Annotated in this window: 19 protein-coding genes; 4 read left to right on the plus strand and 15 right to left on the minus strand. The window is 40.6% G+C overall.

What is annotated here, in order from left to right:
* Positions 1 to 433 precede the first annotated feature (433 nt).
* The 4 genes from Q4575_RS14490 to Q4575_RS14505 form a co-directional block, all read right to left on the minus strand.
* On the minus strand, positions 434 to 2,644 hold the full coding sequence (locus Q4575_RS14490) for a S46 family peptidase (protein WP_303523312.1): 2,211 nt from the start codon (positions 2,642 to 2,644) through the stop codon (positions 434 to 436).
* A gap of 1,828 nt (positions 2,645 to 4,472) precedes the next feature.
* Positions 4,473 to 5,849 (minus strand): sigma 54-interacting transcriptional regulator, encoded by a 1,377-nt coding sequence (locus Q4575_RS14495; RefSeq protein ID WP_303523313.1) that lies wholly within the window; start codon positions 5,847 to 5,849, stop codon positions 4,473 to 4,475.
* 3 nt (positions 5,850 to 5,852) lie between these two features.
* A complete protein-coding gene (locus tag Q4575_RS14500; protein ID WP_303523314.1) occupies positions 5,853 to 6,275 on the minus strand; it encodes a hypothetical protein in 423 nt (140 codons plus the stop codon).
* Between the two features lie 134 nt (positions 6,276 to 6,409).
* Positions 6,410 to 7,891, minus strand: coding sequence for an ATP-binding protein (locus Q4575_RS14505; RefSeq protein WP_303523315.1), 1,482 nt, complete (start codon positions 7,889 to 7,891; stop codon positions 6,410 to 6,412).
* Positions 7,892 to 8,232: 341 nt separating this feature from the next.
* Between Q4575_RS14505 and Q4575_RS14510 the strand changes: the two genes are divergently transcribed.
* Positions 8,233 to 8,499 carry a hypothetical protein gene (locus Q4575_RS14510; protein WP_303523316.1) on the plus strand — a complete coding sequence of 89 codons (267 nt, stop codon included), beginning with the start codon at positions 8,233 to 8,235 and terminating at the stop codon, positions 8,497 to 8,499.
* A gap of 164 nt (positions 8,500 to 8,663) precedes the next feature.
* On the opposite strand, the gene Q4575_RS14515 is transcribed toward Q4575_RS14510, so the two are convergent.
* The 5 genes from Q4575_RS14515 to Q4575_RS14535 all read right to left on the minus strand — a co-directional run bounded on the left by Q4575_RS14515 (position 8,664) and on the right by Q4575_RS14535 (position 12,963).
* A complete protein-coding gene (locus Q4575_RS14515) occupies positions 8,664 to 9,959 on the minus strand; it encodes an ATP-binding protein (RefSeq protein ID WP_303523317.1) in 1,296 nt (431 codons plus the stop codon).
* Positions 9,959 to 10,696 carry a winged helix-turn-helix domain-containing protein gene (locus Q4575_RS14520; RefSeq protein ID WP_303523318.1) on the minus strand — a complete coding sequence of 246 codons (738 nt, stop codon included), beginning with the start codon at positions 10,694 to 10,696 and terminating at the stop codon, positions 9,959 to 9,961. Before Q4575_RS14520 ends, Q4575_RS14515 begins: the two co-directional genes overlap by 1 nt.
* 46 nt (positions 10,697 to 10,742) lie before the next feature.
* Positions 10,743 to 11,156: a DUF3019 domain-containing protein gene (locus tag Q4575_RS14525; protein ID WP_272180717.1), complete on the minus strand. Its 414-nt coding sequence runs from the start codon at positions 11,154 to 11,156 to the stop codon at positions 10,743 to 10,745.
* 16 nt (positions 11,157 to 11,172) lie between these two features.
* Positions 11,173 to 12,270 carry a MipA/OmpV family protein gene (locus tag Q4575_RS14530; protein ID WP_215961832.1) on the minus strand — a complete coding sequence of 366 codons (1,098 nt, stop codon included), beginning with the start codon at positions 12,268 to 12,270 and terminating at the stop codon, positions 11,173 to 11,175.
* Positions 12,271 to 12,549: 279 nt separating this feature from the next.
* Positions 12,550 to 12,963 carry a MarR family winged helix-turn-helix transcriptional regulator gene (locus tag Q4575_RS14535; RefSeq protein WP_215961831.1) on the minus strand — a complete coding sequence of 138 codons (414 nt, stop codon included), beginning with the start codon at positions 12,961 to 12,963 and terminating at the stop codon, positions 12,550 to 12,552.
* Positions 12,964 to 13,072: 109 nt separating this feature from the next.
* Here Q4575_RS14535 and Q4575_RS14540 point away from each other — a divergent pair, with 109 nt between their 5' ends.
* A complete protein-coding gene (locus Q4575_RS14540; RefSeq protein WP_215961830.1) occupies positions 13,073 to 13,531 on the plus strand; it encodes a DUF2798 domain-containing protein in 459 nt (152 codons plus the stop codon).
* 24 nt (positions 13,532 to 13,555) lie between these two features.
* Positions 13,556 to 14,281 (plus strand): siderophore-interacting protein, encoded by a 726-nt coding sequence (locus Q4575_RS14545; RefSeq protein WP_303523319.1) that lies wholly within the window; start codon positions 13,556 to 13,558, stop codon positions 14,279 to 14,281.
* 157 nt (positions 14,282 to 14,438) lie between these two features.
* Here Q4575_RS14545 and Q4575_RS14550 read toward each other — a convergent pair whose 3' ends face one another.
* The 6 genes from Q4575_RS14550 to Q4575_RS14575 form a co-directional block, all read right to left on the minus strand.
* The gene (locus Q4575_RS14550; RefSeq protein ID WP_303523320.1) at positions 14,439 to 16,577 is read right to left on the minus strand and encodes a methyl-accepting chemotaxis protein; all 2,139 of its coding nucleotides are present in this window, start codon (positions 16,575 to 16,577) and stop codon (positions 14,439 to 14,441) included.
* Between the two features lie 382 nt (positions 16,578 to 16,959).
* The gene (locus Q4575_RS14555) at positions 16,960 to 21,267 is read right to left on the minus strand and encodes an FG-GAP-like repeat-containing protein (RefSeq protein WP_303523321.1); all 4,308 of its coding nucleotides are present in this window, start codon (positions 21,265 to 21,267) and stop codon (positions 16,960 to 16,962) included.
* A 336-nt stretch (positions 21,268 to 21,603) separates the two neighbouring features.
* On the minus strand, positions 21,604 to 22,344 hold the full coding sequence (locus Q4575_RS14560; RefSeq protein ID WP_303523322.1) for a transporter substrate-binding domain-containing protein: 741 nt from the start codon (positions 22,342 to 22,344) through the stop codon (positions 21,604 to 21,606).
* A gap of 249 nt (positions 22,345 to 22,593) precedes the next feature.
* The gene (locus tag Q4575_RS14565; RefSeq protein WP_303523323.1) at positions 22,594 to 23,277 is read right to left on the minus strand and encodes a pseudouridine synthase; all 684 of its coding nucleotides are present in this window, start codon (positions 23,275 to 23,277) and stop codon (positions 22,594 to 22,596) included.
* Positions 23,277 to 23,780: a YgjP-like metallopeptidase domain-containing protein gene (locus tag Q4575_RS14570; RefSeq protein ID WP_303523324.1), complete on the minus strand. Its 504-nt coding sequence runs from the start codon at positions 23,778 to 23,780 to the stop codon at positions 23,277 to 23,279. The genes Q4575_RS14565 and Q4575_RS14570 overlap by 1 nt, the downstream gene beginning before the upstream one ends.
* A 183-nt stretch (positions 23,781 to 23,963) precedes the next feature.
* Positions 23,964 to 24,887, minus strand: coding sequence for a LysR family transcriptional regulator (locus tag Q4575_RS14575; RefSeq protein WP_215961823.1), 924 nt, complete (start codon positions 24,885 to 24,887; stop codon positions 23,964 to 23,966).
* A 116-nt stretch (positions 24,888 to 25,003) separates the two neighbouring features.
* Between Q4575_RS14575 and Q4575_RS14580 the strand changes: the two genes are divergently transcribed.
* Positions 25,004 to 26,458, plus strand: a complete 1,455-nt coding sequence (locus tag Q4575_RS14580) for an NAD-dependent succinate-semialdehyde dehydrogenase (protein WP_303523325.1) — start codon at positions 25,004 to 25,006, stop codon at positions 26,456 to 26,458.
* Positions 26,459 to 26,491 lie beyond the last annotated feature (33 nt).

Below are 26,491 nucleotides of genomic sequence, written 5' to 3' on the forward strand. Positions count from 1 at the left end.
ACATAAGAGCACGGCTTATCGGCCATCTCGCACCTCATTCCCCAAAATAAAAGTAAAGATGAAGAACAAATGATTGTCCACTCCGCCGACATAAAAGCACGGCTTATCGGCCATCTCGCACCTCATTCCCCAAAGTAAAAGTAAAAGTAAAAGTTAAAGTAAAAGTAAAGATGAAGAACAAGTGATTGTTCACTCCGCGACATAAGAGCACGGCTAATCGGCCATCTCGCACCTCATTCCCCAAAGTAAAAGTTAAAGTTAAAGTTAAAGTAAAAGTAAAGATGAAGAACAAATGATTGTTCACTCCGCGACATAAAAGCACGGCTAAATAGCGCAATTGGCAAATAAAAAAACCGAGATGGTTTTACCCATTCTCGGTTTTATTCAATTTAGCTGGTTTGCAATTAACAGGAGTTAATTGCATTTACTAAGCTTATTTGGCAATACTCATTTCATCAACTAAGTGTTTCGCGTCGTCGACGTATTCCATTACCCATAACATATAGCGCGAATCAACGTGAATCGTGCGAGTTGTTCTCGGATCAAAATCCCAGTCAGAGTTTACACTTTCAAATGTGCCATCAAACAACAAGCCAATTAACTCACCTTTTGAGTTCAAGGTTGCAGAACCTGAGTTACCGCCAGTTGAGTCTAAATCAGTTAAGAAGTTTACTGGCACTGTGCCTAGACTTTTTAGAGCGTAATCACCGTATTGTTTGTCGTTGATAAGCTCTAGTTGCTTCTTAGGTGAATTAAATGGTTCTTCTCCAGTATCTTTTTCAACAATACCTTCTAAGCGCGTGAACGGTTCGTAAATCAAACCATCTTTAGGTGAACCACCTAATACTTTGCCATAGGTAACACGTAGCGTTGAATTTGCATCAGGGTAGGCTAGTTTGCCCATAGAGGCTTGCCAATCAATGATGGCCTTCATATATTGAGGACGCAAGTTTGCACGTTTTCCGGCGTGTTCTTTTTCTTCGTTTTCAACTTTCAAACCATGCGCATAAGTTGCGATAGCCAACTTGATGAATGGGTCATTACTTGCTTCAAGTTCCTTTTGAGTTGCGTTCATTAGGGCTATGCGTTTTTCAACATCGCTCAACACTGTTTTTTTGTAGAAAGAAGCCAGTTTTTTCGCAATTCTTTGTTTGTCATTTTTATTGAATTTAGACCCTTTTAAACCAATAACTTTGTCGAACTCCGCAACGCGTTGTGATGGGTCTTGTTTGGCGTATTTTTCAATAAACATTAACCAAAGAGCCTGTTCTACTGTCGCATCAAATCGACGGTCTATACGTTGTAAACCTTGCTTGAACTGATCCATGTCACGTTCTTGGTAGCCTTGTTCACGTTCAGCATCAGGTTTTTGTTTTTCAATAGCGAGTCGATATAAACGTTTAGCTGTGCCTAACAATTGTGAACGGCTGGCATTACCATATAAAAATTGTGCTTTGCCATGGTCACTAATTTCAGTTTCTAATTTGTCCAATTCGACGATGGCTTTTTTGTATTGTTGACGCTCCGGCACGTTGCCAATCCAAGCTAACAACTCTGCTTCTCGTTCTGCTCGGCGCTCGACTAAACCAACACGTTTTGCGCCTTTGATTTGGCCCTTTGTGTTTTTCATGAAATTGTTAAGACCTGACAATAGCGACTCGTACTTAACACGCGCATCACTGCCTTCTGGTGCTGTTTTTTCAATCATAGCAATCCAGTCTTCAATTAGAGTGATCCATGTCGGGTAAGACCAACTAAATACGTGTTCAACTCTAACTAAACGCTGATAACGTTGAGTCGAACCTGGGTAGCCCGCTGCCATGGCAAAATCACCTTCTTCTAATCCTGCAGCAGAGACTTTCAGGGTATGAGCTGGCTGGTATGGCACGTTGTCTTTAGAGAAATCGGCTGGTTTACCATCTTTACCCACATAAGCGCGATAAAAGGCGAAATCGCCGGTATGACGCGGCCACATCCAATTGTCTATGTCACCGCCATATTTGCCAATCGCATCTGCCGGAGAATAGGCAATACGGACATCTTTAATCTCAAGTTGCTTAATTAGTTTATATTCTAAACCCTGGTGGAAAGATGGAACCGAACAACGATGACCTTCGTCTTTTTCACATTCAGCGATAATCGCTTTTTTGTTCTTAGTGATCGCCTCATAGCGGTCACGACCGGTTAACTTAGGGTTGAGTGAACCAACCACATCAGCGGTAACATCTTTAAAATCGACGGTAACGTAGATACGAGAACCCGGAGCTGCGGGTAATTCTTCTGCATACGACTTAGCAACAAAGCCATTCTCTAGGTAGTTGTTTTCAGCGGTACTATTAAATTGCACTGAGCCACGAGCACAATGATGATTAGTGACGACTAAGCCTTTAGGGGACACAAATGAAGCAGAACAGCCGCCTAAAGAAACAATTGCGCCCATAGGAAACTCAGTTAATGAAGATAATGATTCAGGTGGTAATTCTAAGCCTGTGGCGACTAAATCATTTTTTATTAGTGGTAATTGTTCAGGGGTAAACATCCCTTCTTTTGCGAAACTTGAAGCTGAAACTGAAACTGAAAGCCCCAATACTGCGAGTTTACAAAGCAATAGCCTAGTTGCCTTGCTTGATTTCCATTTTGCCATTGTTGTTATATTCCTATGGTTATTTAACGCTGGCACTATGTCATAGTTGAACAGAAATCTGAACGCTATTGCTTGATTTGATTAAGGAAAGTTGTAACTAAGAGTTTCCAGCCCAAAAAGGGGAGCACCGGTTTTCTGTTTGGAAATTATGATTCGATTAAAACGAATAATGACATTCCTCTGCATGCTACCCGTCATCTCAAAATCGCGAAGCGATATTTGAGATCTCCTTCAAAGCACTGAGGACGTTTTTTGTTCTGAAATTTTGAGTTATTGCACTTAAAGTTCAGACTGCATATTACTTCGTCTAAATCCCCCTTAGTTGAGATTTATATCTCGAAGTGAACGGCAGGGACGCCGTTGCAAGGGATGGTTGTATATGGACATACTTTCATCCCGTCTTCGACGATAATATAAATCCTAAATAAGGATTAGGGATTTGGTCGAAAGCGGCTCTTTTGGTTACTTTTCTAGCTGTTGAGAAAAGTGACTCGCCTTTAGGCGAAAAGCCGCCTGCAAGGCACAAGTACCACGTCAGCATGGTCGACGCAGTCGAAATAGCTGCCCGCAGGGCAAAGAAAGGCGCAGCCTGCAATGCGAATTATGAACTTCCTCAGCACTTGGTTGGAGGTTCCAAATATCGCTAATGCTCTTTTGGAATGACGTTTTTTGTTCTGGTTATTATGAGCTAATTTAGGGCGAATTATGAACTTCCTCTGCACTTGGTTGGAGGTTCCAAATATCGCTAATGCTCTTTTGGAATGACGTTTTTTGTTCTGGTTATTGTGAGCCAATTTGGGGCGGATTATGAACTTCCTCTGCACTTGGTTGGAGGTTCCAAATATCGCTAATGCTCTTTTGGGATGACGGTTTTTGTTCTGGTTATTGTGAGCCAATTTAGGGCGAATTATGAACTTCCTCTGCACTTGGTTGGAGGTTCCAAATATCGCTGTGGCTCGACTCATTTTACTAGCTAGGGAATGACGTTTTTTTCTGTTTAATTGAAAGACGGTATTTCTAAAAAAATGTTTTCACACCAAAAGTTCAGGCGACTTATTCCTTCGTCTAAATCCCCCTTAGTTGAGATTTATATCTCGAAGTGAACGGCAGGGACGCCGTTGCAAGGGATGGTTGTATATGGACATACTTTCATCCCGTCTTCGACGATAATATAAATATCAAATAAGGATTAGGGATTTGGCCGAAAGCGGCTCTTTTGGTTACTTTTCTAGCTGTTGAGAAAAGTGACTCGCCTTTAGGCGAAAAGCCGCCTGCAAGGCACAAGTACCACGTCAGTAAGGTCGACGCAGTCGAAATAGCTGCCCGCAGGGCAAAGAAAGGCGCAGCCTGCAATGCGAATTATGAACTTACTCTGCACTTGGTTGGAGATCCCTAATATCGCTGTGGCTCTTTTGGGATGACGTTTTTTTCTGTTTAATTGGTATAATGTTTTTCTCTAAAACATGTTTTCAGACCAAAAGTTCAGGCGACTTAATCCTTCGTCTAAATCCCCCTTAGTTGAGATTTATATCTCGAAGTGAACGGCAGGGACGCCGTTGCAAGGGATGGTTGTATATGGACATACTTTCATCCCGTCTTCGACGATAATATAAATATCAAATAAGGATTAGGGATTTGGCCGAAAGCGGCTCTTTTGGTTACTTTTCTAGCTGTTGAGAAAAGTGACTCGCCTTTAGGCGAAAAGCCGCCGGCAAGGCACAAGTACCACGTCAGCATGGTCGACGCAGTCGAAATAGCTGCCCGCAGGGCAAAGAAAGGCGCAGCCTGCAAAGCGAATTATGACATTCCTCTGACCTCACTAGTTCTGCTATGGCTCGTCACGAAACGCTTCTGGATCTAAGTGGTGTTTGTTGAGCAGTTTGTAAAATTCAGTTCGATTACGTTTTGAAAGTTTGGCCGCTTGTGACACATTTCCCGACGTCGCTTTTAATACTGAAGTGAGATAGTCGCGTTCAAATTGCTCACGGGCTTCTTGAAATGATGGATGTCCATTAGGGGCTTCGCGTAATGCATTTCGCACTAGTGTTTCACTGATCACCGATTCTGTCGATAACGCAACACATTGCTCTATCACATTTTGCAACTGACGTATGTTGCCCGGCCATGGGGCACAAATTAATAACTCCAATGCTTCTTGGCTAAAGCCATTGACGGTTATATTTGCTTTGTCTGATATACGGTTCAAAAAGAAATTCGCTAATAATGGGATATCCTCACGACGTTCGCATAGAGGCGGAAGAGTGAGTTCGACAACATTGAGACGGTAGTACAAGTCTTCTCGAAATTGTTGCTCCTTTATACCTTGTTGCAAATTTTTGTGGGTTGCGGAAATGAGCCTGACATCCACTTTGATTGTTTCGGTACTGCCAACGGGTCGGATTTCTTTTTCTTGAATGGCCCGCAACAGTTTGACCTGAAAATTTAGAGGCATATCGCCGATTTCATCTAAAAATAAGGTCCCACCATTACTGGACTCAAACAATCCTGTGTGGTGTTTGTCGGCTCCCGTAAATGCGCCTTTTCTGTGACCAAATAACTCAGACTCTAATAAGTTTTCTGGTACTGCCGCGCAATTGATCGCAGTAAAAGGTCGGTATCGGCGTTCGCTGGCATGGTGAATCGCTTGAGCTAACAACTCTTTACCTGTACCACTTTGACCTTGTATTAAAATACTAAAATCACTTTGGGCCACTTGATACGTTTGTTGCAATAAGGTTTCCATGGTGGCACTGCGCGATATAATGTTTTGTCGCCATTGATGACTTTCGTCGCCAGGGGAGTCAATGGCAAGGGCAGGTCGTAGTCGCAATGCTTGTTGTACAGTATCGAGCAATTCTTGGCTTTCAAAGGGCTTAGTTAGAAAACTAAACACGCCTTGTTTAGTGGCGTTAATTGCATCTGGAATTGTGCCGTGGGCGGTCATAATGATGACTGGCAAGTTGGGCGATTGTAGACGAATGCGTTCGAACAATGCCATTCCATCCATGCCTTCCATACGCAAATCACTAATTACAAGCTGAGGATTAAAGCCGTTTAATGCACCTAGGGCTTCTTTAGCAGATGCAGCCGACTTTACAAGGTAGTTCGCAGCGGTTAACCGTATGGTTAATAATCGTAATAAACTGGGATCATCATCGACAATTAAAACTCGGTCTTGTGGACTTGTATCGGTTGTATCACTCATGGTTTATTGCCCGTTAATGTTGATGGAATTTTCGATTTGCTTCAATTGTGCAATCTGACTTTGCAATAATAGGTTTTCAGTTTTAAGAGAGTCTATTGCAGCCTTTTGTTTTTTCAGCTGTTTATTTACCTTCATCTGTTTTTGTTGTGCTACAGCTAATGTTTGATCAAGCGAAATTTGTGTTTGTAATTGACGAGCCAGCAAATCTAAAAGTAACTGCTCTTGCTCGGTTAACGATACAGTTCGTTTTTTGTAATCTGCCAAAGCCTGTTTTGGATTATAAAAATCTTTTTTAGGTAAGCTTTGAATTAACATTAACTTTAATTTTGCCTGCTGTTGCTCCTTACCTAGCCTTAAATTCTGCTGGTACTCTGAGGTAATTTGCTCATTTGTTAATTTATTTAGCCAAAGGTAATAATCTACCAAGTTGTCGTTTTTAATTGTTTTTGTCGTGTGTGGGCGTTCGCTTTTAAAGTCGCTAAGTAAATGACAACCCACAATGAATTGACTTACTACAAACAACATTGCGAGATGCGATAGCCATGTTTTAGATTTATACATTATTTCCTACTTTCCATTTGCCGCTGACTGACCTGCCTAGTTAATGGCAATTGAATAACAAATTGGGTGAAACTTGGGGATGCAGTATCGCTATTAATAGTGATATTGCCATTTAATCTCATTAGTAACTCTTTCACTATCGTTAAACCTAAACCGCTACTTTTTATTGGGCTATTATGTTTTGTCGGGCCTTGGTAGAAAGCGGTGAATACGTCATCAAATGCAGTCGTCGGGATCCCAGGGCCTTGGTCTGTCATACTGAAGACAAGTCTATCTTCTTCGTTCGAGGCTTTGATTTTAATCACTCCGTTAGAAGGCGAAAACTTAATTGCGTTGGATAGCAGGTTATCGACCACCACATTTAGTTGTTTGCTGTTACATTGCAAAGCGACGCTATTTATTTGGGTTTGAACAGTCAGTTTTTTGCGATTAATGTCCAGTCGCCTCAATTCAAGGCACTCTTCAACGAGCTTGTTAATATCGACAAACTGGGTGTCCTGTAAACTGGTGGAATCTAGTACAATGTTAAAATCCAACAAGTCTTCAATTAACATCTGTAGGCGTGACACGCTGAGTCGAATGATATCGGTGATCTCTTGTTGGGCTTGATTAAGCTCACCCACGCTATTGTCGTAAATGAGCTCTGTACCTTCTCGGATCGCCGCCAGCGGTGTTTTAAGTTCGTGTGAAATATGGCGAATAAAACTCGACTTTTGTAACTCCAATTCATGCAACCGACATCGCATTAATTCTAAAGCTTCAGCAATTTCAACCATCTCCGTTGAGCCCCGCAGGGTAATTGGTTGTTTAAAATTACCCTGTTCTAATCTTTTTATCTGCGACTGCAACCTTTTTAAAGGCTGAATGATAAGAGTAATAAAAATGACGGCGATGATTAAAGTGATTGGGATCGTATACAAACTCAAAAACATCGTTTGTTCTATGCGAGCTGCCGAACGCATCATTTTGTGGGCTTGGTTATTTACTAACTGATTAGATCGCAAAGCGAGTTGCTGATTTAACTTGGCCAAAGTACGGAACTCAACTTGAACATCCTCAAGTTGAAGTAAAGCGTGTGGTTTGGCGAGGAGGTCTCTAATTTTTTTTAGTTGCCACAAATAGGATTGGATCACTTTAATAAGCGCCTTGTCTTTATAACTATTGAAACTAGAACTCAGTGTGGACTCTAGTAATTGGCATTGTTGTTTAAAGCTGTCTAGTAAATCGTCGTCTTTTAATACTGCATATTGTCCAGCAAATCGCTCTAGCCTAGATTGCACATGGCTGACCTTTCGATTTCGTTCAACTAATTCGGCCACATTAAAAATTGCTGAGGTGCCTTGCTGAGACAAGTTATTCACTTGTTTGGCACTATATAAGAACGCAAACACTAAAGGTAAAGCAACTAAGCTAAAACCAAGTAAAGTGAGCGTTTTAATTGAAATGTTAATGTTGGATACGCGCTGCAACCATTTATGCATTTATCTGTTCATCTCGCTTTATTACCTATTAATTCCCATAACGATTTAACCTTGTTTTAACGTCATAAACAATCGTGTCTTCGAATGGCGACAGTCAAATTTCAGCCTTAGTGTTAACTTAAGTTATTGGTTTTATTAATAATGTTTTTTGATTATCGCAGTTTAGAGTAAAAAATCTATTTTTAATAATTATTACTGTTGCTATTTGGCGACAGGTAAAGCGGAGTGGTTGATAAATAGTTTATTAAAAACAATAACTTACACTTTGGCACGTCTGGTGCAATATACCAATCGTAAGTAGATTTACTACTGCATAAACTTTTAATAATAAGGAATTTACAATGTTGAAATTAAATAAAGTAACTTTAGTAGAAATTTTTGCTGTATTCACTGCTTTTGCTGCTGCGACGGCAACCGCAAGTGACCTTGAGTCTGCAGTAGAAAAAGGCCAAGGTGATTTAATTAGTCAATATGATACTGACGGTGATGGTCAATTAAGTAAATCGGAAGCATCAGCTAGTAACATCAGCGAACTTATCTCTAACTTTGATTCTCTTGATGCAAACAAAGACGGTCAATTAAGTGCGGAAGAATTAGCCGCTCTTTAATACGCTTAAGCGATGATACATCGCCAAATGGGTTAATTTTGATTGATCCATATTTGAGAAAGCCAGCTGACAAAAAGTCTTAAGCTGGCTTTTTTGTATGTGTGCTTGTGGGCAAATCCAAATAAGCTTATAAAACTGGATAACACACGTGTTTTTAGGAAGGATTAACCTTGCTTTGGCAAAGAAACACTGAACTTGGCACCGCCGAGTTCGTCATCATTACCAATTGTTAAAGTGCCGTTATGCCAATGTAAAATACGTTGGACTATTGCTAAGCCGATGCCATAACCTTTGTGTTCGGCTTTGCCTCTAACAAAAGGTTTGATGATCTGTTCGCGTTGGGATTCCTCAATTCCTGCACCGTCATCACTGACAACAATTAACACTTGTTCTGCACTATCTTCGATGGTTATCGTTACCTTTTTTTGGCAATGTTGTGTGGCATTCTTAATAAGGTTTTTAAGCAACATAGACAAGTATTTGTTGTCGGCATAAACCGTTATATCGTTGTTGTGCGGATGTTTTAAGACAAATTGAATTTGTGGGTTATGTTGATTGTTTATAATCTGTTCTAAGACGGGTGTAAGCTTTATTGTTGCTTTATCAACAGTAACTAAGCTTTGATCGAGACGGGCATAATTAAGTAAAATCTCGACCAATTCAATCATTTCATCAACGTTGTCACTGATCCGCTGCTCAAACTTTTTACGAAGTTCAGGATCGTCTTCTTCCTGCAGCGTATCCATGCCAAAACGTATGGTGGCTAAAGGGGTTCGTAAGTCATGTGATACGGCACTGCTTAATAATTTCACATCACCAACTAGGTCGCTTATGCGCTGGGCCATGTGGTTAAACTCGATTTCTAAATCTCGAATGTATGAAATCGAGCCTACGTTTACACGCTGTTCTAACTTCCCTTGGCCAAATGCTTTTGCCATCTGCCTTAATGCCAAAAGGCGGTTAATCAGTGGGTAAAGCCAAAGCAACATGAGTAGCAATAAACATAAATAAAATAAGCCAGTAAAAACATAACGATTTAACGACGTTGGCGTTTGTTGGTTCATCAAAGGGCTAGTGAGCACTAATAATTGCTGATTGTTGGTTAGGTAATAATAAATGGCGATGTCGTCTTCACTTGCAAGGGTGAGAGGTTCACCCGCAATAAGTTGTTGCCTGAGCTTTTTAGGTAAAGACAAACTGTGAATTGGCATGAGTGACAGCTTATAGTTACCTGTGTCTGGCCATTGTGAAATTAATGACACTAATGCTTGTTGCGAATGCTGACCGTTTATTAGCATGGATTGCAGATCAGAACCAAATTGTTCAATGGCGGTAATACTGCTCACTGGTGTTTTTGTATCGTCTTGTACATATTGATTATATAAGTAGTCGAATAACCAACCTAGGCTCACCGTAGCAACAAAAACCGACGTGATTAATGAGACAATTAATATCCGCATTACCAAGCGTCCTTAACAAATAAGTAACCTTTACCCCAAACGGTTTTTATCCGAAATGGATTACTGGCGTCATCAAGTAACTTTTTCCGCAATTTGGAAATACGTATATCGATGGAACGGTCAAACCCGTCGTAATCAAAACCTCGCAACTCGGTGACTAATCGCTCTCTGCTGATCACTTCCCCAGCATGTTTTGCTAAAACCCACAGCAATTCGAATTCTTTTGAAGACACTTTTAGAATTTGCCCGCCTAGGCTTACGACTTGCGTTGCTTGATTAACAGTCAATGAACCAAATGACAGTTCAGAAGAGGCTTGGGTATCATGTTGAGTTTCTTGGTTTAGGTTTAGATTTTTGAGTTGTTCTTGACGCTTCAATATTAGGTTAATGCGTGTGAGTAATGCCCTTGCTCGGATAGGTTTTACTAAAAAATCATCGGCGCCCATTTCCAGACCAAGCACTTCGTCAACTTCTTCGTCTCTGGCGGTGATCATTATGATCCCGTTACTAAAATGTGGGCGCACTTGTTTGCAGACATCCAAACCATCGAGTCCAGGTAACATGCCGTCGAGCAAAACAACATCTGGGTTGATATCGTTAATTAGCTCAACCGCATCATCTCCCCGAGTTGTATGTGTTACATCAAAATGTCGCAATCGCAAATAATCACATATCCACTCCGCAAGCGCTTTGTCATCTTCGACTAACAGTATGTGGGGCTTGAAATTATCTGTCATGCAACATCTCTCGTTTTTGGCTTATTGTCATGGTTGACTCTTATAGTTAGAATATTCGCCACCACATTCGTGGTTGTCCGCGTTTTTGATGTACCCATGTTATTTTGAGTTGCTGCGTTGCGATTTCTGCCGCTTCGTTCTCAATTTTTAGAGTAAATATAATATTTTTGTCATCGGCAAATTCTCGACTAAATTGGCCACTATTTTTCAGTTGCCAGCAGGTCAAAGGTTTGACTTGCTGGGAAGAATATAAACAATAGTTGCCAACTGTTGGAGACGTCCACGTTAAGGTCGCGTCGACATAACACCGTTGACCCTGTGTTAATGCAACGCATTGATCTGGCGTAATGGTTAACGTTTCGTTTGCCGCATTCGCAGGTGACATAGTGAATATGGTCAGTAATAAACTGAGCTTTCCTAATATTAACCTGTTTACAGCATGATTAAATGTGAATCGCATGATTTCGCTTCTCACCTTAAAAAACAAAGGTGAGAAGTAGTCCTGCACGAGAACCTGTTGTCGCATCTTGAATATCCGATCGCTGACTTGGCAATTCGTTATATGATGCAAATCCACCCAAAACCCAATGTTCATTCAGTGCGTATTCTAAACCTAGCTCTGCGGATGTATTAACCCTACTTTGGTCTGTGCTAGCGTCTGGGTAATAAAAATCGGCTACTTCTTCCGATTGATATTGAGCACCGATGCTACCGTAAATATTCCAGTTTTTAACTTGCCAGTAATGTGTGTAGGACAAAGATGCTTCAATACCATCTTCTTTAGGGCCCGATGAACTATAAGGGCTGTAGATGAATTGCAGTTGGCTATTGTCGAAATATCCGGTGGCTCTGATACCTGCTCGCTTACCTTCGTTTCGGTTTTGGATCTCCGCTAAACCTTCAACTTTTTTGGTATTTGTTTGCTTGTAGATATCAAATGACCAATTGTCATTATTGTAGAAATTAATCCCCCAGGCATTACTGGCATATAAACCATGCAGACGACGCGAGTTCAATCCTGGAGACTCAACAAACAGACTTAAAAATTGAATTCTGTAACTAAAGTGAGTATCAAATGAGGCATTACTTTGGTCACCCGACTGGTAAAAGTCATCACCAGAACTGCTAACTGCACTGTAAGCTAAATAGAAACCGTCGCGGTCATTGAAGTTTCTGATCCGGTAATTGATCCCATCATCGTCATGTTCTCCCCAATATTCGTACTTTTCACGACTGTATTTTACAAAAAATGTTTCGCCATCGACTGGATTTGGACCAAGTTCTTCTTTGCCATCTATTGTGTAGTAACTTTTATCTTCACTTATCGTTACCTTTTTATAGCGGCCTCGGCCTTTTTTGTCGTGTAATCGCTCTTGGCTAGCTTTTTCGACTTCAGTTAACTCCGCCTCAATTTCTTTGTCTTTATTGTTTTCGACTTCAGTTAACTCCGTCTTAATTTCTTTGTCTTTATTGCTTTCGTCTTCGGCAAAACTGCCCGCTGAGAACGCTAAAAATGAAGTTAGAACAACCGTATTTAACATTGAGTTTGGAGCCGATTTATTAGTGTTTTCCATAATTTACATACAACTTGTTTTGACTAGATGACAAGGATCTTAATGCACAGCATAGCAAAAAGGCGTATCGGTTTATGTAAAAATTGTATCGAATTGTATTTGCTTGCGGTGGGGTGTTTCTAATTGTAAATAGTACAGATTTTTTGAGGAGTAACAGAACAAAAGATAACGGAGTGGCTGTTAAGAATGTTTGCAACATCGTTCAAATAGGTACTCCTATTTTGAAAATTAGAACTGTCTAAGGCGGTAATAACAAATGAATTTTGTCCGTTATGCGCCTTAATCTAGATTGTTTTTAAGTTTTTTCGTTAACTCGATAAAATGCTCAATTTGCTCTGGTGGTATACCGACAATCATTTTATTAAATACGTGTTTTTCAGAATTTTTGAACATTCTCATAAGCTCTAATGCCTTGGTAGATAAGACTAAAAATTGACTTCGTTTGTCATTTTTATTCTCTTCTTTTGTGATTAATTCTTGATTGACTAATTCTTTAACTAAGCGGTTGATTTGTGCTTTATCACGGCCCATAAAGTCAGCCAATTTTTGGCCAGTACAATCATCAATCATAGAAATCACTTTTAGTGATTTAAAATGCATAGGTGATAAACCAGAGTCCAATTGGTTTAACTCATGTTTGATATTATTACGCACCGAATGTACTAAATTAAAAATAGCTTCACTTAATTCCATAGATCCCCCAAAGCAATACAAATAGTATTTATTAAAAAAAAAGTAGTTGATAAGGTCAACTAATTAAAATATAGTAGACCTTGTCAACTATATTTTGTGGAGTGTTGTTATGCAACCCAAATTTAAAAAAATACTTATTATGCTTTCTGTTATGTCGATATTGGTCGGCACTATAACGGCTATTATGACTTTGGCCAACCTTCAACCATCTCAACCCTTTCTAAGTACTTGGGTTAGCTCTTTCATTTTTGCTTTACTGGTAATGTTGCCTATTGGCGCGACAATATTTACGGTCCTAAGTAAATTAATAAACCTATATTTACCAACCTGGTCAGTTGTTCAGAAAAACCTATTACAAGGTGCTTTTATGGCGTTGATAATGGAATCCATCATGGCTGTTGTGACCATAATCAGTGGTCACAATTACGCTTCGCTCACTCAGTTTGTTGGAATGTTTTTTAACAGTTTGGTTTATGCATTACCAGTGGGACTGACATTCTCTTGTTTAATGACATTAGTCATTAAACCTCGTATTGAAAAAATGTTGGCAAACGAAGCAACAGCATAACCTAAAGTATCGGAGGAAATAATTATGGGCCCAAAAATGCGAATGACTGAAGTTTTGTCAGTAAGTCAATTATCACCACATATGAAACGAATTGTGTTAACCGGGGATGCGCTCGCTGACTTTCCTGAAGGGAAAGAAAGCGCTCATGTTAAAGCCATTTTTCCAGATCCCAATTCAGGTACAAATAAACCTAGACTTGGCATGTATATCGGCTTTAAAAAGTGGATGCGCTCTTACACTATTAGATCGTTTGACAAGGTAAGCCGGTCATTAACTATCGACTTTGCAGTAAATGATCATCAAGGGTTAGCAAGCAATTGGGCCCTTAACGCCAAAGTGGGTGATTTTCTTGGCATCGGTGGTCCCGGAGATATTAAACATGCCGATTTAGCTGCACAGCAACATTTATTTTTTGGCGACATAACCGCTTTACCAGCAATCGCGGCGACTTTAGAAATGTTACCTAAAAATGCAGTAGGACACGCTTATATTCAGGTGCCAGAGCAAGCCGATATTCAACAGTTTTCTGCACCCCCGGGGATAGATATCCACTGGTTAGTAACCGCCAATAAGTTAACTGACGAGTTTTTAACTGGGCTGAAATTATGTGGTAAGAACCTGCGAGAAACGGCAATTTTTATTGCAGCGGAAGCCAGTGTTGTTAAGCAATTAAAAGGGCATTTGAATTCACATTGCCAATACGATAAATCAAAGTTATATGCGAGTGCTTACTGGAATCAGAAACGCTAGCAGGGAGAGGTTGAAACACCTTGCTGTAAAAACAATGAAGGTGAAGCTTTTTTAGTATTTACATCAATGTGTTAAAGTATCAGTAAGCAACAGTAAAGTAGATTAATTACTGCTGCTTACTAAGCTTTTTCTTTTAAGTTGTTAACATGCTTTGTGGTTAGTTTTCTGACACTTGGAATCGTGACATCAGACGTTCAAGTCGTACAGCACTGACGTCAACTGAGCTTGTACTCACTTTTACTTCCGACAATGAAGCTTGCAAAGACGATGTAATATCGGCCACCTGTTTTGCACTTTCAAGCTGTTCGGTGCCTTTTTGGTTTATGTCAGATAATGTCGATAACATGTGAGCCACTGTGCTGCCTAACCCTTGGTCATCGGTTAGTGTTTCTTCAGTTGACAACAGCCCTTGCTCAATACCAGCGACACCATCTTCCATTACCGTAACGGCGTGTTTGGCATTTTCCTGAATGTTGGTTACCAATATGCTTATTTCAGCAGTCGCTTCGCCGGTTCTTCTGGCTAAGTTTCTAACTTCATCTGCAACAACCGCAAAACCACGGCCCTGTTCGCCAGCTCGGGCAGCCTCTATAGCCGCATTTAATGCCAGTAAGTTTGTTTGATCGGCGACTTGGCTGATCATGCCAACAACGGACCCAACATTATTTGCATGGTTGTTTAAATCCTGAATTGTAGACGTAGATTGCTCTATAGACCCTCTTATTTCATCAGTTTGGGTCTGCACTGTTTTAAATTGATTTACACTTTGCTCCGCCGCAGACTCAAGTCCTGAGCGAATTTGCACTACTTCCTGTGTGGCATTTTGAATATTGCCCAATTGCATTTCAAGTTGATCTAAGAGTTGTTGCATCTCTTGCAACACTTGATTGGCATTAAGGCTAAATTCATCTTGTTTTTGTATTAATACTGTTTTGGCTTCTTTAACTTCATCTGAGACTTGGATAACCTTACCTACCGTGCTGTCTAAGCTGTCGATAAAACTATTTACCCAACGGCCAAGTTGGCCGGTTTCATCATTAGGTAATACTGAAACTTTCAAACGTTGCTTTAAGTTACCGCCGCCTTCCGCGATCCCTCTTATTACGTCGGTCATTTTTTGCAGACGTTTAGCGACTTTTGAGGTCCCTAAATTACTAAATATTTTGCCACTGATAACAATCAATCCTAGTGTTGCCAGTCCCGACATTAGCCAACTCATCCCCAGTAGTTCGTGGCAAATAGGTGCAGATGCCGCGACCACTATATTAGAACTAACTTGTAGCTTTAATAGATTTAGACTTAGTGATCGGCGGCGATAAACCTCTTCCAAATCACCTTCACACATCATGCCCCATGTATCTCTTGAACCGGGTAACGAGAAGGTGAGTCCTTTACCAATAACAGGGATATGGCGGTAGTCAGAATATCCAGGATAAGTGACAAATAAGTTTTGACCATTTTTAATGGTCTCCCTAACACCCGGATGAAGCTGGCCAGTAGCTGGGTCGGTAAACCTCAACTCGAGCTCAGTATGGTGTTTAACTCTTACAACGCCCCATTCTGTTTTAACGCCATCTTTTAGGTTGTCACCAAGCGAGAAGGTGCGATCTTCAAAGCGAGAACGCGACAATGCGGTTCCTGTTTTTATCGATGAATCGAACTTAGAGTTCACCATAAACAAGTAGTTATCGCCGGAATCTTGATAAATATGCCCAGCTTCACGCTGAATTAAATCACCTAGAACATCGTTTGGGACACGGCCGCAAAGGCATATTTTTTGGTTGTTATTTAAGGTTAAAGGCAGGTAAAACATTAAAGTAACGGCATCATGGAACTTAGATGATGTGTTTCCTAGTTTCAAGGTTGTTTGGTCAACGTATGGCCCATGCAGAAAAGGTTCAGAAAAAGCTTCTTTGAGTACTCTTCCCTCTGCGACTCTTACCCCTATTTGGTTAGTATAAGAGGATGAAAGTACCGTACCTTGTTGGTCTATGACAAACAATTCTGACATGTCAGAGGATTGTTTCAATTTTGCATTTAATGCGTCAGATACCTCTTTAGTGGTTAAGTTACGAATTTCATCAGCAATGTTTTGTAGGCTATGCCATTGGTTTTCAGTCCAATCGCGCAGTAATTCTAGACGTGTTGTTGCTATTCCTTCGAAAGTTTTTTCAATAAATCCATAATGCTGATTATTTAGATAACAAGACAACCCAAGTGAAAGTTTGCCATTTTCACCAAACCATGGGAGCCAAGATTGTTCAGAAGGGCTCAAGGCCATTGAAGAGCTACGCACACTATTACTCCGCTGTAATATATTTTGTGAGTAAGACAAAGCAAGATGTTAACCACAGTTGCAGGTTAATGGATTTTGTTTGTTTTAAGGGGAAATTAGAATATTTTATTAAGATTGTAGGTGAAATGTAAGATTAACCCCCTCTTATGCGTTTTTGTAATTAATTATTTCAAACGCAATTGCCCTCTTGTGGGGCTTTTGCACTTTGTTGGTGCTATGTTTGTATGGAATTTGTAGAGTGGTCTACATGAAAAGTGAAGTTAAATAACGACAAAAGTGGAGTTTGATTATATTTAAAATGTAAAAGTCAGATTCAGTGACAAGGCTCTATTTTTAGGTAAATCCACGGCGCAAAATCTGACTTATATGGGGTAAATTATTGCTATAACTTTTTAATCGTTAAATTATCAAAGTAGTAATCAAGCGTTAATGTATTTGCAAATCCCGGGCTGAATACTTTGAATCCAACAATATATTCGCCTACTGGTAATGTTTGTGTTGTAGATAACGTATGCCAAACATCAGCTGACTTTTTATGCCAGAGTTTGTATGTCTCAGCTGCTTCTGGTGTGCTTTCAAGTCGAATTGAAATTTCAATAATGTAGTCACTTCCGGTTGATAAGTTAGTCCCTAAAACGTCGGCACTAAATTGATACTCTCCAGCGCTAGGTACCTCAAATTTCACGCCTTTTAAAATGATATGTTGCTCTGTACCTGCGTCATTAAATGCAAATTTGATGCTACTGTTGCCCCCATTTGCTTGTTCGGTGCTAACTGAAATTTCATTAGAAAGGTCAGTAGTGTAGTTATCCCTAGCATAGCTATACCATTCACTTGTATCGGCTTCTTCACCATTAAAATTACCGCAACTCAATAGGTTATCAGAGTCGGTGCAAACATCGCCTGCAGTGCTGCTATTACCGTTACCACTGCTGCTACTGCCACCACTGCCACCAGTGTTTGTGCCACTAGCGGCAACAATGTTTAACGGTGATATTCCCTTGTTTACACTTTCGCCTTTGTCGTTAGAAAATTTAACGAACAGGAAATAGAAGTTTCCAGCGTCTAGTTCAGAGGTGAGCTTAAGGTCAATCAAATCAAACGAGTTGGTGGCTGTTCCCGACTCCGTTCCTACAGAGGTTAGATCAGTCAGTATGAGGTCATTAACAGGAACCCAAGCTGAATTAAGCTCTCTTACGTAAAATGTTATACCGGCGTCACTAACGGTTTGTCCTGACCCAGCGTGATAATTTACCGTAACATCTAAGAGAATATCTACAGGAAGTTCTGTGGTGTATTTGCTGTCATCGTCAAATTCGATGGATTGCGCTAAAAACGTTTCAACGGTTATATCCACAGAATCAGTAACTAAAGTGGCATCTTTACTGTCATCTGCTGTCGCTGTGATTTTAGTGCTGCCAACAGAAAGGTTTGAAACAAGGCCAGCTGCATCGATAGTCGCTACGGTTTCATTACTGCTGCTCCATGTGACAGCTGAGTTATCCGCGTCGCTAGGCGCAGTGGCGACAGTTAACTGGGTTTGTTGAGCAACATAAAATGCTTGTTCATCACCCGAAATTTTGACGTCTGAAACTTTAATAACCTCAAACTCACCGACTTTTACCGTTACTGCAGCAAAAACCGTAGTGTCTAGGTTCGATGTTGCTGTAATGGTTACATCACCAACTGCAAGCCCGCTTACAATGCCCTGTGCATCGACGGTTGCTATTGCGGCATCGCTAGACGTCCAAACTAAATCTGGCTTAGCATTTAATGGCGTGAAAACCGGCTCCAGAAAAATATCTGTACCTTGACGTAACTTAATTTCAGTACTGCCTAAGTTTATCGCCACTGGGATTGGATTTGCAGCATCGTCAGTCGAGATGATTGAATTTGCCGTCACATTGTTTATGAATACGGTTTCGCCATTGCGCCATTTCACCTGGACTGAACTGACGTTAGAAGCTTTACCTAGACCAAAATGCACGGTATCAATAACACCCGCTGAAAATACTTCGCCAGCTGATCCAACACGTTTTTTATAGGTAATATCTGAATCCAAAGTCACAATAATTTCCGCAGACATAGAATCGACATTTTTTAGTGGACTGTAACCGACATCAACAAGTAAATAGTTATTGTCGTTAATTGATTTGTTTTGCCACAAATACCAATGACCACCTTCTTCGCTACCACTTAGCATATCGACAGCACCATCTTTATCGAAGTCGAATGCTTGACCCATGTCGCCATGTCCATTGTCGGTAATATCAAACGCACCGTGCATATGGGTCGTGACAAAACTATTGTCACCTGTGTTCAATAGCAGGAGATCTGAAATACGTTCCTGCAAAAATCCATAGCGGTAAACAAATAGGTCATTCCAACCATCATTGTTGAAATCACCGTGCGTAACGCCCCAGTGATCACCACCTTTTGGTATATTCCAATCTGCGCTAGCATCGACAAACTTGCCGCCTTGATTTAGCAGTAAGTAGTCTTGGCCGTTACGATTGTTTGGTGTCCAGTCATAGCTGACGTCACTTAAATTGGTTAGGGTGAATGATACATTCCAATAAATATCTTGATCACGTACCCATTCTGCTTTCCAGTTGCCGTCCCCTGTATGACCAATATAAAGACCATTTACTGATCGCTCTTCGGCCCAACCAGTCGCGTCGTCTTGGTTAATTGTTAGCGTTTCGTCGGCATTTAGCATTTCGGCGGGCAGCTGATTAGGTTGGAAGCCTTCAGCTTTGACAACATGACGTGTTTTATCTTGGCCTAAAAAGATCGGATAATCACCATTCCATTGACGGTAGGTTAAACCTAGATCGGAAAGTGTGACCGCACCTTGTGCGGTAAAGTCGATTAACGTTGTGCCTTTTTCACCATCATCATGAATATTCAGCTCGCCGTTGGTTGGGTTGAAGTCGATAGACTTTCTGGATAACTGATAATGTGTTTTACCAAAGGCTAAATAAAGATCTAAGTTTCCATCGTTATCCACATCAACATCGGTTATTGCATTAATGCCCCAAACATTGCGAAGTTCCTCCGGTAGAAGTGTATTGGTCACATTGGTAAACGTGAAATTACCGTTGCCTTGCCAAATAGATAATGGCGAGTACATCACTAGGTCATCTATTTGGTCACCATTTACATCTGTGATCAACACACGTTCAGAATTTTGGCTTTCAACACCAGGTACCCGTGCTTGGGTAAACGTACCATCACCCATGTTGCGGTAAAATAGCTGGATTGGACCGTCGTTGTTTGGTGTTTTTGCATTAGCAAGCATCACGTCAAGATCACCGTCTAAGTCAAAATCGACCCATCGAGGCGCTCGTCCGCGTGCTGGCGTATTGATCCCAACTTCTACTGCAACGTTTTCAAATACACCATTGTTGTTTTGCAACAAAGCATATGACGTAGGGCTTGTGCCATTTGCCCCACCTAACGCGACCATTATGTCCAGATCACCATCGTTATCATAATCACCCAATGCGTTACCATGAAAATCTTGAGCTCCTGGAAATAGGCGTTTTATCGTAACCGTATTATCACCATTATTAGTGACGAGTTGTGGGGGGATGTAATTGTGATTGGCGGTTACAAAGTCATAATGCCCGTCATTATTTACATCACCTACGGAAGGTCCGCCATATTTAAATGTATCTTCGGTCTGTAAACCAATCTGTTCAGAGATATCTGTGAAGCTCGCCATTTGTTGTGAAATGTCAGTGACTGTCACTGCATTAATGGTGATGTCTGAAGTTCGGCCAACAAATTTAAATTCTTGTGGACCCGTTTTTGAAAGCTCGACAAGAACTTGCAAGGTATGTGAACCTGCTGCCGGGATGTCGATGTTGTCTATCAGTAATGAGTCGTCCGAAAATAAGCTTAAGCTTGCATAGTTTTGAGCAATATCCAGCTCTAAAGTGACCAGCTTTTGCAGCGATCCATTAAGCTCAACTTGCTGTGAGAAGCCGTTTGTATTCGTAATAACTTTAGGCAGAGAAGTTAAACTTACAGCTCCGCCAGTTTCACCACTGCCAGTTTCACCATTATTATCAATTAGTGGAAAATTGGTGATAACCGAAGTATCCATGCCGCTATCTGTAAGTACTTTCTCTATATGAGTAATTGCGGTCTCTGCCGAGACGAGGTTTTTTTCAGGTAGCACAGAAATAAACGCAGTTTCAAATGCCACTTGTTGTAGTGAAAAATCAATTGCAGAGTCTGCGACTAGGTCTTGCTCGATTTCAATACCGTTGTCAGGGTTGCCATCGTTATCTAAAGTTTGCAATAAGCGCGCAATATTGACCGCGATGCTGGATTGCGTATCTAGGTCATCGCTCGCGGCTTTAGCAATATCTACTGGGGTAATTACGCTAGAAGCGGGCACTTGTGGAAGCGAGATATTATCAATATAAAATGTGATTTTATCTCCAGGCAGGTATTGAAACTCACCAGAGGAGTTTGTTTTACCGTTGGTATTTTCTGTTTGATAATCAATGTTGGCGACGGGGGAGTCGATGAAAACGCCAGTTTCGTACTTAATGGGTTGCTCAGTTTTAACGTCATCGTCATCTTTAGCTGAACACGCCACGATATTTGTGGCTACCGTGAGAATTAGTATTCGCCACAAATATTTATTGAAAGGCTGTTGCCCCATTAATGTCTTCATATTTACCTGCTTATTGTTTCAATTATTTACGTAACTGATTCTTTTTTGTTTTGTGAACTGTAAATTGTTAACAATAGTAAGTCAAATAATAGTAAGTCAAATAATAGTCAGTAGAAATAAGCCATTAAATAGAATGCGGTTTAGAGTGGTAATAACTGCTTGGGATTTATTGGATTTGAGTCAACGAAATCGTTTTTATATGGTTAATAGCCGCAAAAAATAATTGGTTTGATTTTCGTTAAAACGTTTTTCGTTGGATGTAAATTGTCGTTGTTTTTATTAAAGGAAATGGATTACAAACAGGTTTACGTTCATGTTCAAAATGAAATTCTGTATTTAGTATTGGCTTAGTATTTTTTGCCATTTTGGATCGTGGGGTAAGCGCAGTAGAATTGGTTGCAAAAACTCATGCCATACTTTTTGATCTTGAGGGATGAGTACCCTACGTTCAAAGCTTTCATGGGGAATGGTAGATAGGTGAAAATTGTTATCAATTTTTTTGTGTTTAAGTAAATAGTTGTATGTTGAACGACTAATCACGCCTAAATCTACCCAACCTTTTTCGACAATTGTTAATACTTGTTGATCACCAATAGTGTCTACTCGGTCCAATTTATCACGTGCAACTAATTCATTTAAATCAACATAATAAAGGCCCGACACGCCGGCGAAGCTTTTGTTGTACAGCGAAGTTATATCCTTAAACTCAAATGGCGATGTTTTTAATGAAACAAAGTCGTCAATATCGTTATAAATAGGCGCAGTCCAAAGGTATTTGGTTTCATGCTTGTCATTAAACCAAAGCGGGTTAACACCAAGTATTGGCCCATCGAGTTGTCCATTTTTTAATTGCTGTTCAAGTCTTTTTCGCGGTATATAAATAACATTAAATACAGCACCTGGATTTTTCTCCGACAAATACCGAGCAAAATCGTAAAACAATCCCGCTTTTTTTTGAACATCGACAATGAAAGGGGGCTTAGAGTAGTAGGTATATAGTGAGTTGTATTTTTGTAGTTTTGCCGCGGCGTCAAAGCATAATATTAGTAGTAGGCATGAGGATAGTAGACGTAACACTAAGCGACTTTCCTTTTTTTAGTTTTGCGATTAAGTTCAGTCACGTAGTTCGAAGTACATAAGAAAAAATATTTGAACTCCACTTTGGTACCTACGTCCTTTCAACGACATATTTTGACATTAACAAACTAAGGGGGGGGATGACAAATTCAATTGGTTTTCCTTAAAATGAATTATGGAAAGTAGTTATGCACCAGAATGTTTCAACGCCGAGTTTGTGAGGGGAAGGTGTCGTTGTGGAAACACTTTTTAATCATTAAATACAAAACCACTGTCAGACTCAAACGTCATTGGGTCACCGCTTATTGGGTGCAAAAATTGCAAAAAACTTGCATGCAACATGAGTCGGTCGGCTTTAAAAAAGGACTGTTCTTTATCATATAAGTCACAACCGATAATGGGATGACCAAAACTAAGGGCGTGCAATCGAAGTTGGTGAGTGCGACCTGTACTCGGTTTGAATCGAACTGTAGTGGTATTATTTGCGGCATTAAAAGTAATCACTTCAAATTGGCTTTTAGCTATTTTTCCGGTGTCATAACATACTTTTTGTAACGGAAAACCTTCGACGTCTTTTGTGATTGGAATATCAATTTCCCCTTCGAGTTGACTTACCTGGCCATCGAGCACGGCTTCATAGTGTTTAACCACGGTACGTTCACTAAATTGCTTACATAACAATTTGTTGATGTCTTTATTTAAGGCCAACAACATCAAACCTGATGTACCAAAGTCGAGTCGGTGAATAAGTGTCGCGGTTGGGAAATCTTTACAAATCCGATGGTGAACTGAGTCTATGTTCAAAGGGTGTTTTCCCGACAAGCTCAGTAGCTTTGTGGGTTTGTTTATCACGATTAAGTGTTCATCTTCAAACACCACAGCAATCTCTTCTAGGCACTTAGGAACAATAAACGGGTCGGCTTGGGGTTGCATTAATTTTCGCCTTTTTGTGTTTCAAGGTAGGTAAGATAAACCCGCGTATCAAACTCAAGTTGGTGGTAATTGGGTAGCATATGGGTGCAGAGTTTATAAAAAGCTTTGTTGTGTTCAAGCTCTTTTACGTGGGCTAATTCATGTACCGTGATCATATTTAAAAAGGGCTCTGGGGCCAGTTTAAATATGGAGCTGATCCTAATTTCGTTTTTACTTTTTAATTTACTGCCATGGATCCGAGACACGTAAGTGTGGGTGCCAAGTGCATTTTTTACCACGTGTAATTTGTTGTCGTATTGAATTTTATTAATGGGAGCCGATTTTTTGAGAAATTGATTCTTAATCGCCATGACATAGTCACGTAGTTGTTTATCGTTTTTAAACTCATGATTTTGTGGGTAACGAGAAAACAAATATTGCGCAAGTTTGTTGTTATCAATTAGCCGCTCAATCTGATCAATCAAGTTTGGCGGATAACCATTTAAATAGGGAAGTGATGACATAATGTTTTGATTACTAATAACAACAGAAAACCCGATCGTACCGTGTTCTGAGACTTACTGCTAATTAAAAATGAAAGCTTAGAAGCTCAGATTTTAGTTTCTCGTAATGTACAATAACTACTTGCGATGACGCCTTTTAACCGTAATGAATATAGGCATTCTAATATGCGGTAGGAGGACCCATTAGGGATCAAACACTTGATTAAATATGTTGGTGATTAGTTCCACTTTACGGTTATCTCTTGGATTCTTCTTGGAGACCATAAATAGGCTAAAAGGGTAAAAGCACTGACTTGGTTTAATTATCCGCATTAACCCTAAGTTAAGGTCGTGTTGGATAAAACTTTGAGGCAAATAACCGATATAACAACCGGACATGATCATCGCCTTGCGCGTATCAAATTGATATGCCTTAGCTGACAAGTTTAGCTTTTTAAGTTGCGTGCGACCTTCAAGGTCTATATCAATGCCAGGATGAACCGCATCTGCGCTGGCTAAGTCTTGTTCGGTAATTTCGTTGTCAGTTTTATTAAAAAATGGATGTTGATGGCTGCAACATAAGTAGATTTTTTCGCTAAACACTTCTTTGTAATTTAATCCTTCAATTTGTTGATAACGCGGCATAAGACCGATGTGAGCTTTGTCTTTGAGTAATGCACGTTCTACGTCTGATATTGAATCGCCATCTAAAACAAGATTAAGGTTGGGTGACAGCTCATGGACTTTTTGAATAACCTCAGCGAGTTTGGTTTGCTTAGCATTATCTAACTGATCTGCACATAAGATCACAAGTTCGCCGCTAAGCTCTTGGCTTAACGAATTAACTAACAGTGAAAAACCGTCAAAAGATTCAAACAAATCCATAACGGCTCGGTATATAACTTGGCCATCTTCTGTTAACGAAAATCCACCTCGGCCACGTAAACAAAGGGTTAGTTTCATTCGAGTTTCTAAGTTAGACATATGAATGCTTATTGTCGAACGCGTGATGCCCAAGGTGTTTGCAGCTGCGGCAAACCCATTGTGTTCAACCACCGCGACAAAAATTCTCAATAGCCGCAAATCATATTCAGAAAGTGGTTTTGGGAGGATAGATCTATTTTGCATTAGTTTTACCAGTATCAAACTAAAGGTTTAATGTTTTGTATTTAACCTGAGGCAAAAATAATATTCAATAGCTAACATTAGATAAGCGATGCAAATAATCGAACCCGGAGTGATCAATGAATAAGTTAAACGATAACCAACTGCTCAAGCAGTATTCTTATATTAATGGCAGCTGGCACAGCAGTGAAACTGAGTTTGCTGTTGTTAACCCTGCCACCGGTGAGTTGCTCATTAACGTCTCAAATGCGGGGGTTATAGAAACTGAGCTAGCGGTTAAATCTGCCAAATCAGCACTTAAAGCATGGTCGAGTAAGTCGGCGGCAGAACGAGCCGTATTATTAAGAAATTGGTTTAACCTGATGATGGAACATCAAGACGATTTGGCTCGAATTTTAACGTTAGAACAGGGCAAACCTTTGGCCGAAGCGAAAGGCGAAATTGCCTACGGCGCCTCTTTTATCGAATGGTTCGCAGAAGAAGGCAAGCGTGTTTATGGCGATACTATTCCTGCGCCGTCGGGTGACAAACGAATCGTTATTATCAAGCAACCCGTTGGTGTTGTGGCCTCTATTACTCCTTGGAATTTCCCTAATGCGATGATTGCCAGAAAAGCCGCCGCTGCACTTGCAGCGGGATGTACTTTTGTTGGGCGTCCTGCAACTCAAACGCCATTATCGGCGTTAGCAATGGCCGAACTTGCAGAACGTGCCGGTATCCCAGGTGGAGTGTTTAATATTGTTGTCGGCGAAGATGCCAAAGGCATGGGGAAAGTGCTCACTGAACATCCAGATGTCGCTAAGTTCACGTTTACAGGGTCTACCGCCGTTGGCAAACAACTCATCGCGCAATGTGCCACGAGCGTTAAAAAAGTATCGATGGAACTCGGTGGTAACGCACCATTTATTGTATTTGACGATGCCGATATCGACGCGGCGGTGCAAGGGGCTTTGGTTTCAAAATACCGCAACGCTGGACAAACATGTGTGTGTACTAATCGTATCTTTGTTCAAAAAGACATTGCGCAGGCATTTACCGACAAATTTGTCGCGGCTGTCGCGCAATTCAAAATTGGCAATGGCGTAGAAGAGGGGGTTGTAATTGGCCCTATGATCGCTAAAAACGCAGTAGATGATGTCGACAAGTTAGTGCTTGATTCAGTTAAAGCAGGTGCAAAAGTTTTATTGGGCGGCGTGCGCTCACCCGCCGGAGACAATTTCTATCAACCGACCGTGTTGACTCAGGTCACCAATGACATGCCCGTGGCCGCTAATGAAATATTTGGCCCGATAACCCCCATTATTACTTTTGAGACAGAACAAGAGGTCATCGATATGGCCAACGCTACCGAATACGGTCTTGCTTCTTATTTTTATGCCAGAGATATCGGTAGAATTTGGCGGGTGGCAGAAGGTCTTGAATACGGCATGGTCGGTATAAACGAAGGTCTTATTTCTAACGCAGCAGCACCTTTTGGTGGCGTAAAACAATCGGGGAGTGGCCGTGAAGGTTCAAAGTATGGGCTAGATGATTATCTAGAAATTAAATACCTGTGCATGGGTGGCCTGAGTTAATAGACCTGTCATTAATCAATACGAATTAGAGTA

The organism is Psychrosphaera sp. 1_MG-2023 (genome assembly GCF_030548245.1).
GTDB classification, from domain to species: domain Bacteria; phylum Pseudomonadota; class Gammaproteobacteria; order Enterobacterales; family Alteromonadaceae; genus Psychrosphaera; species Psychrosphaera algicola.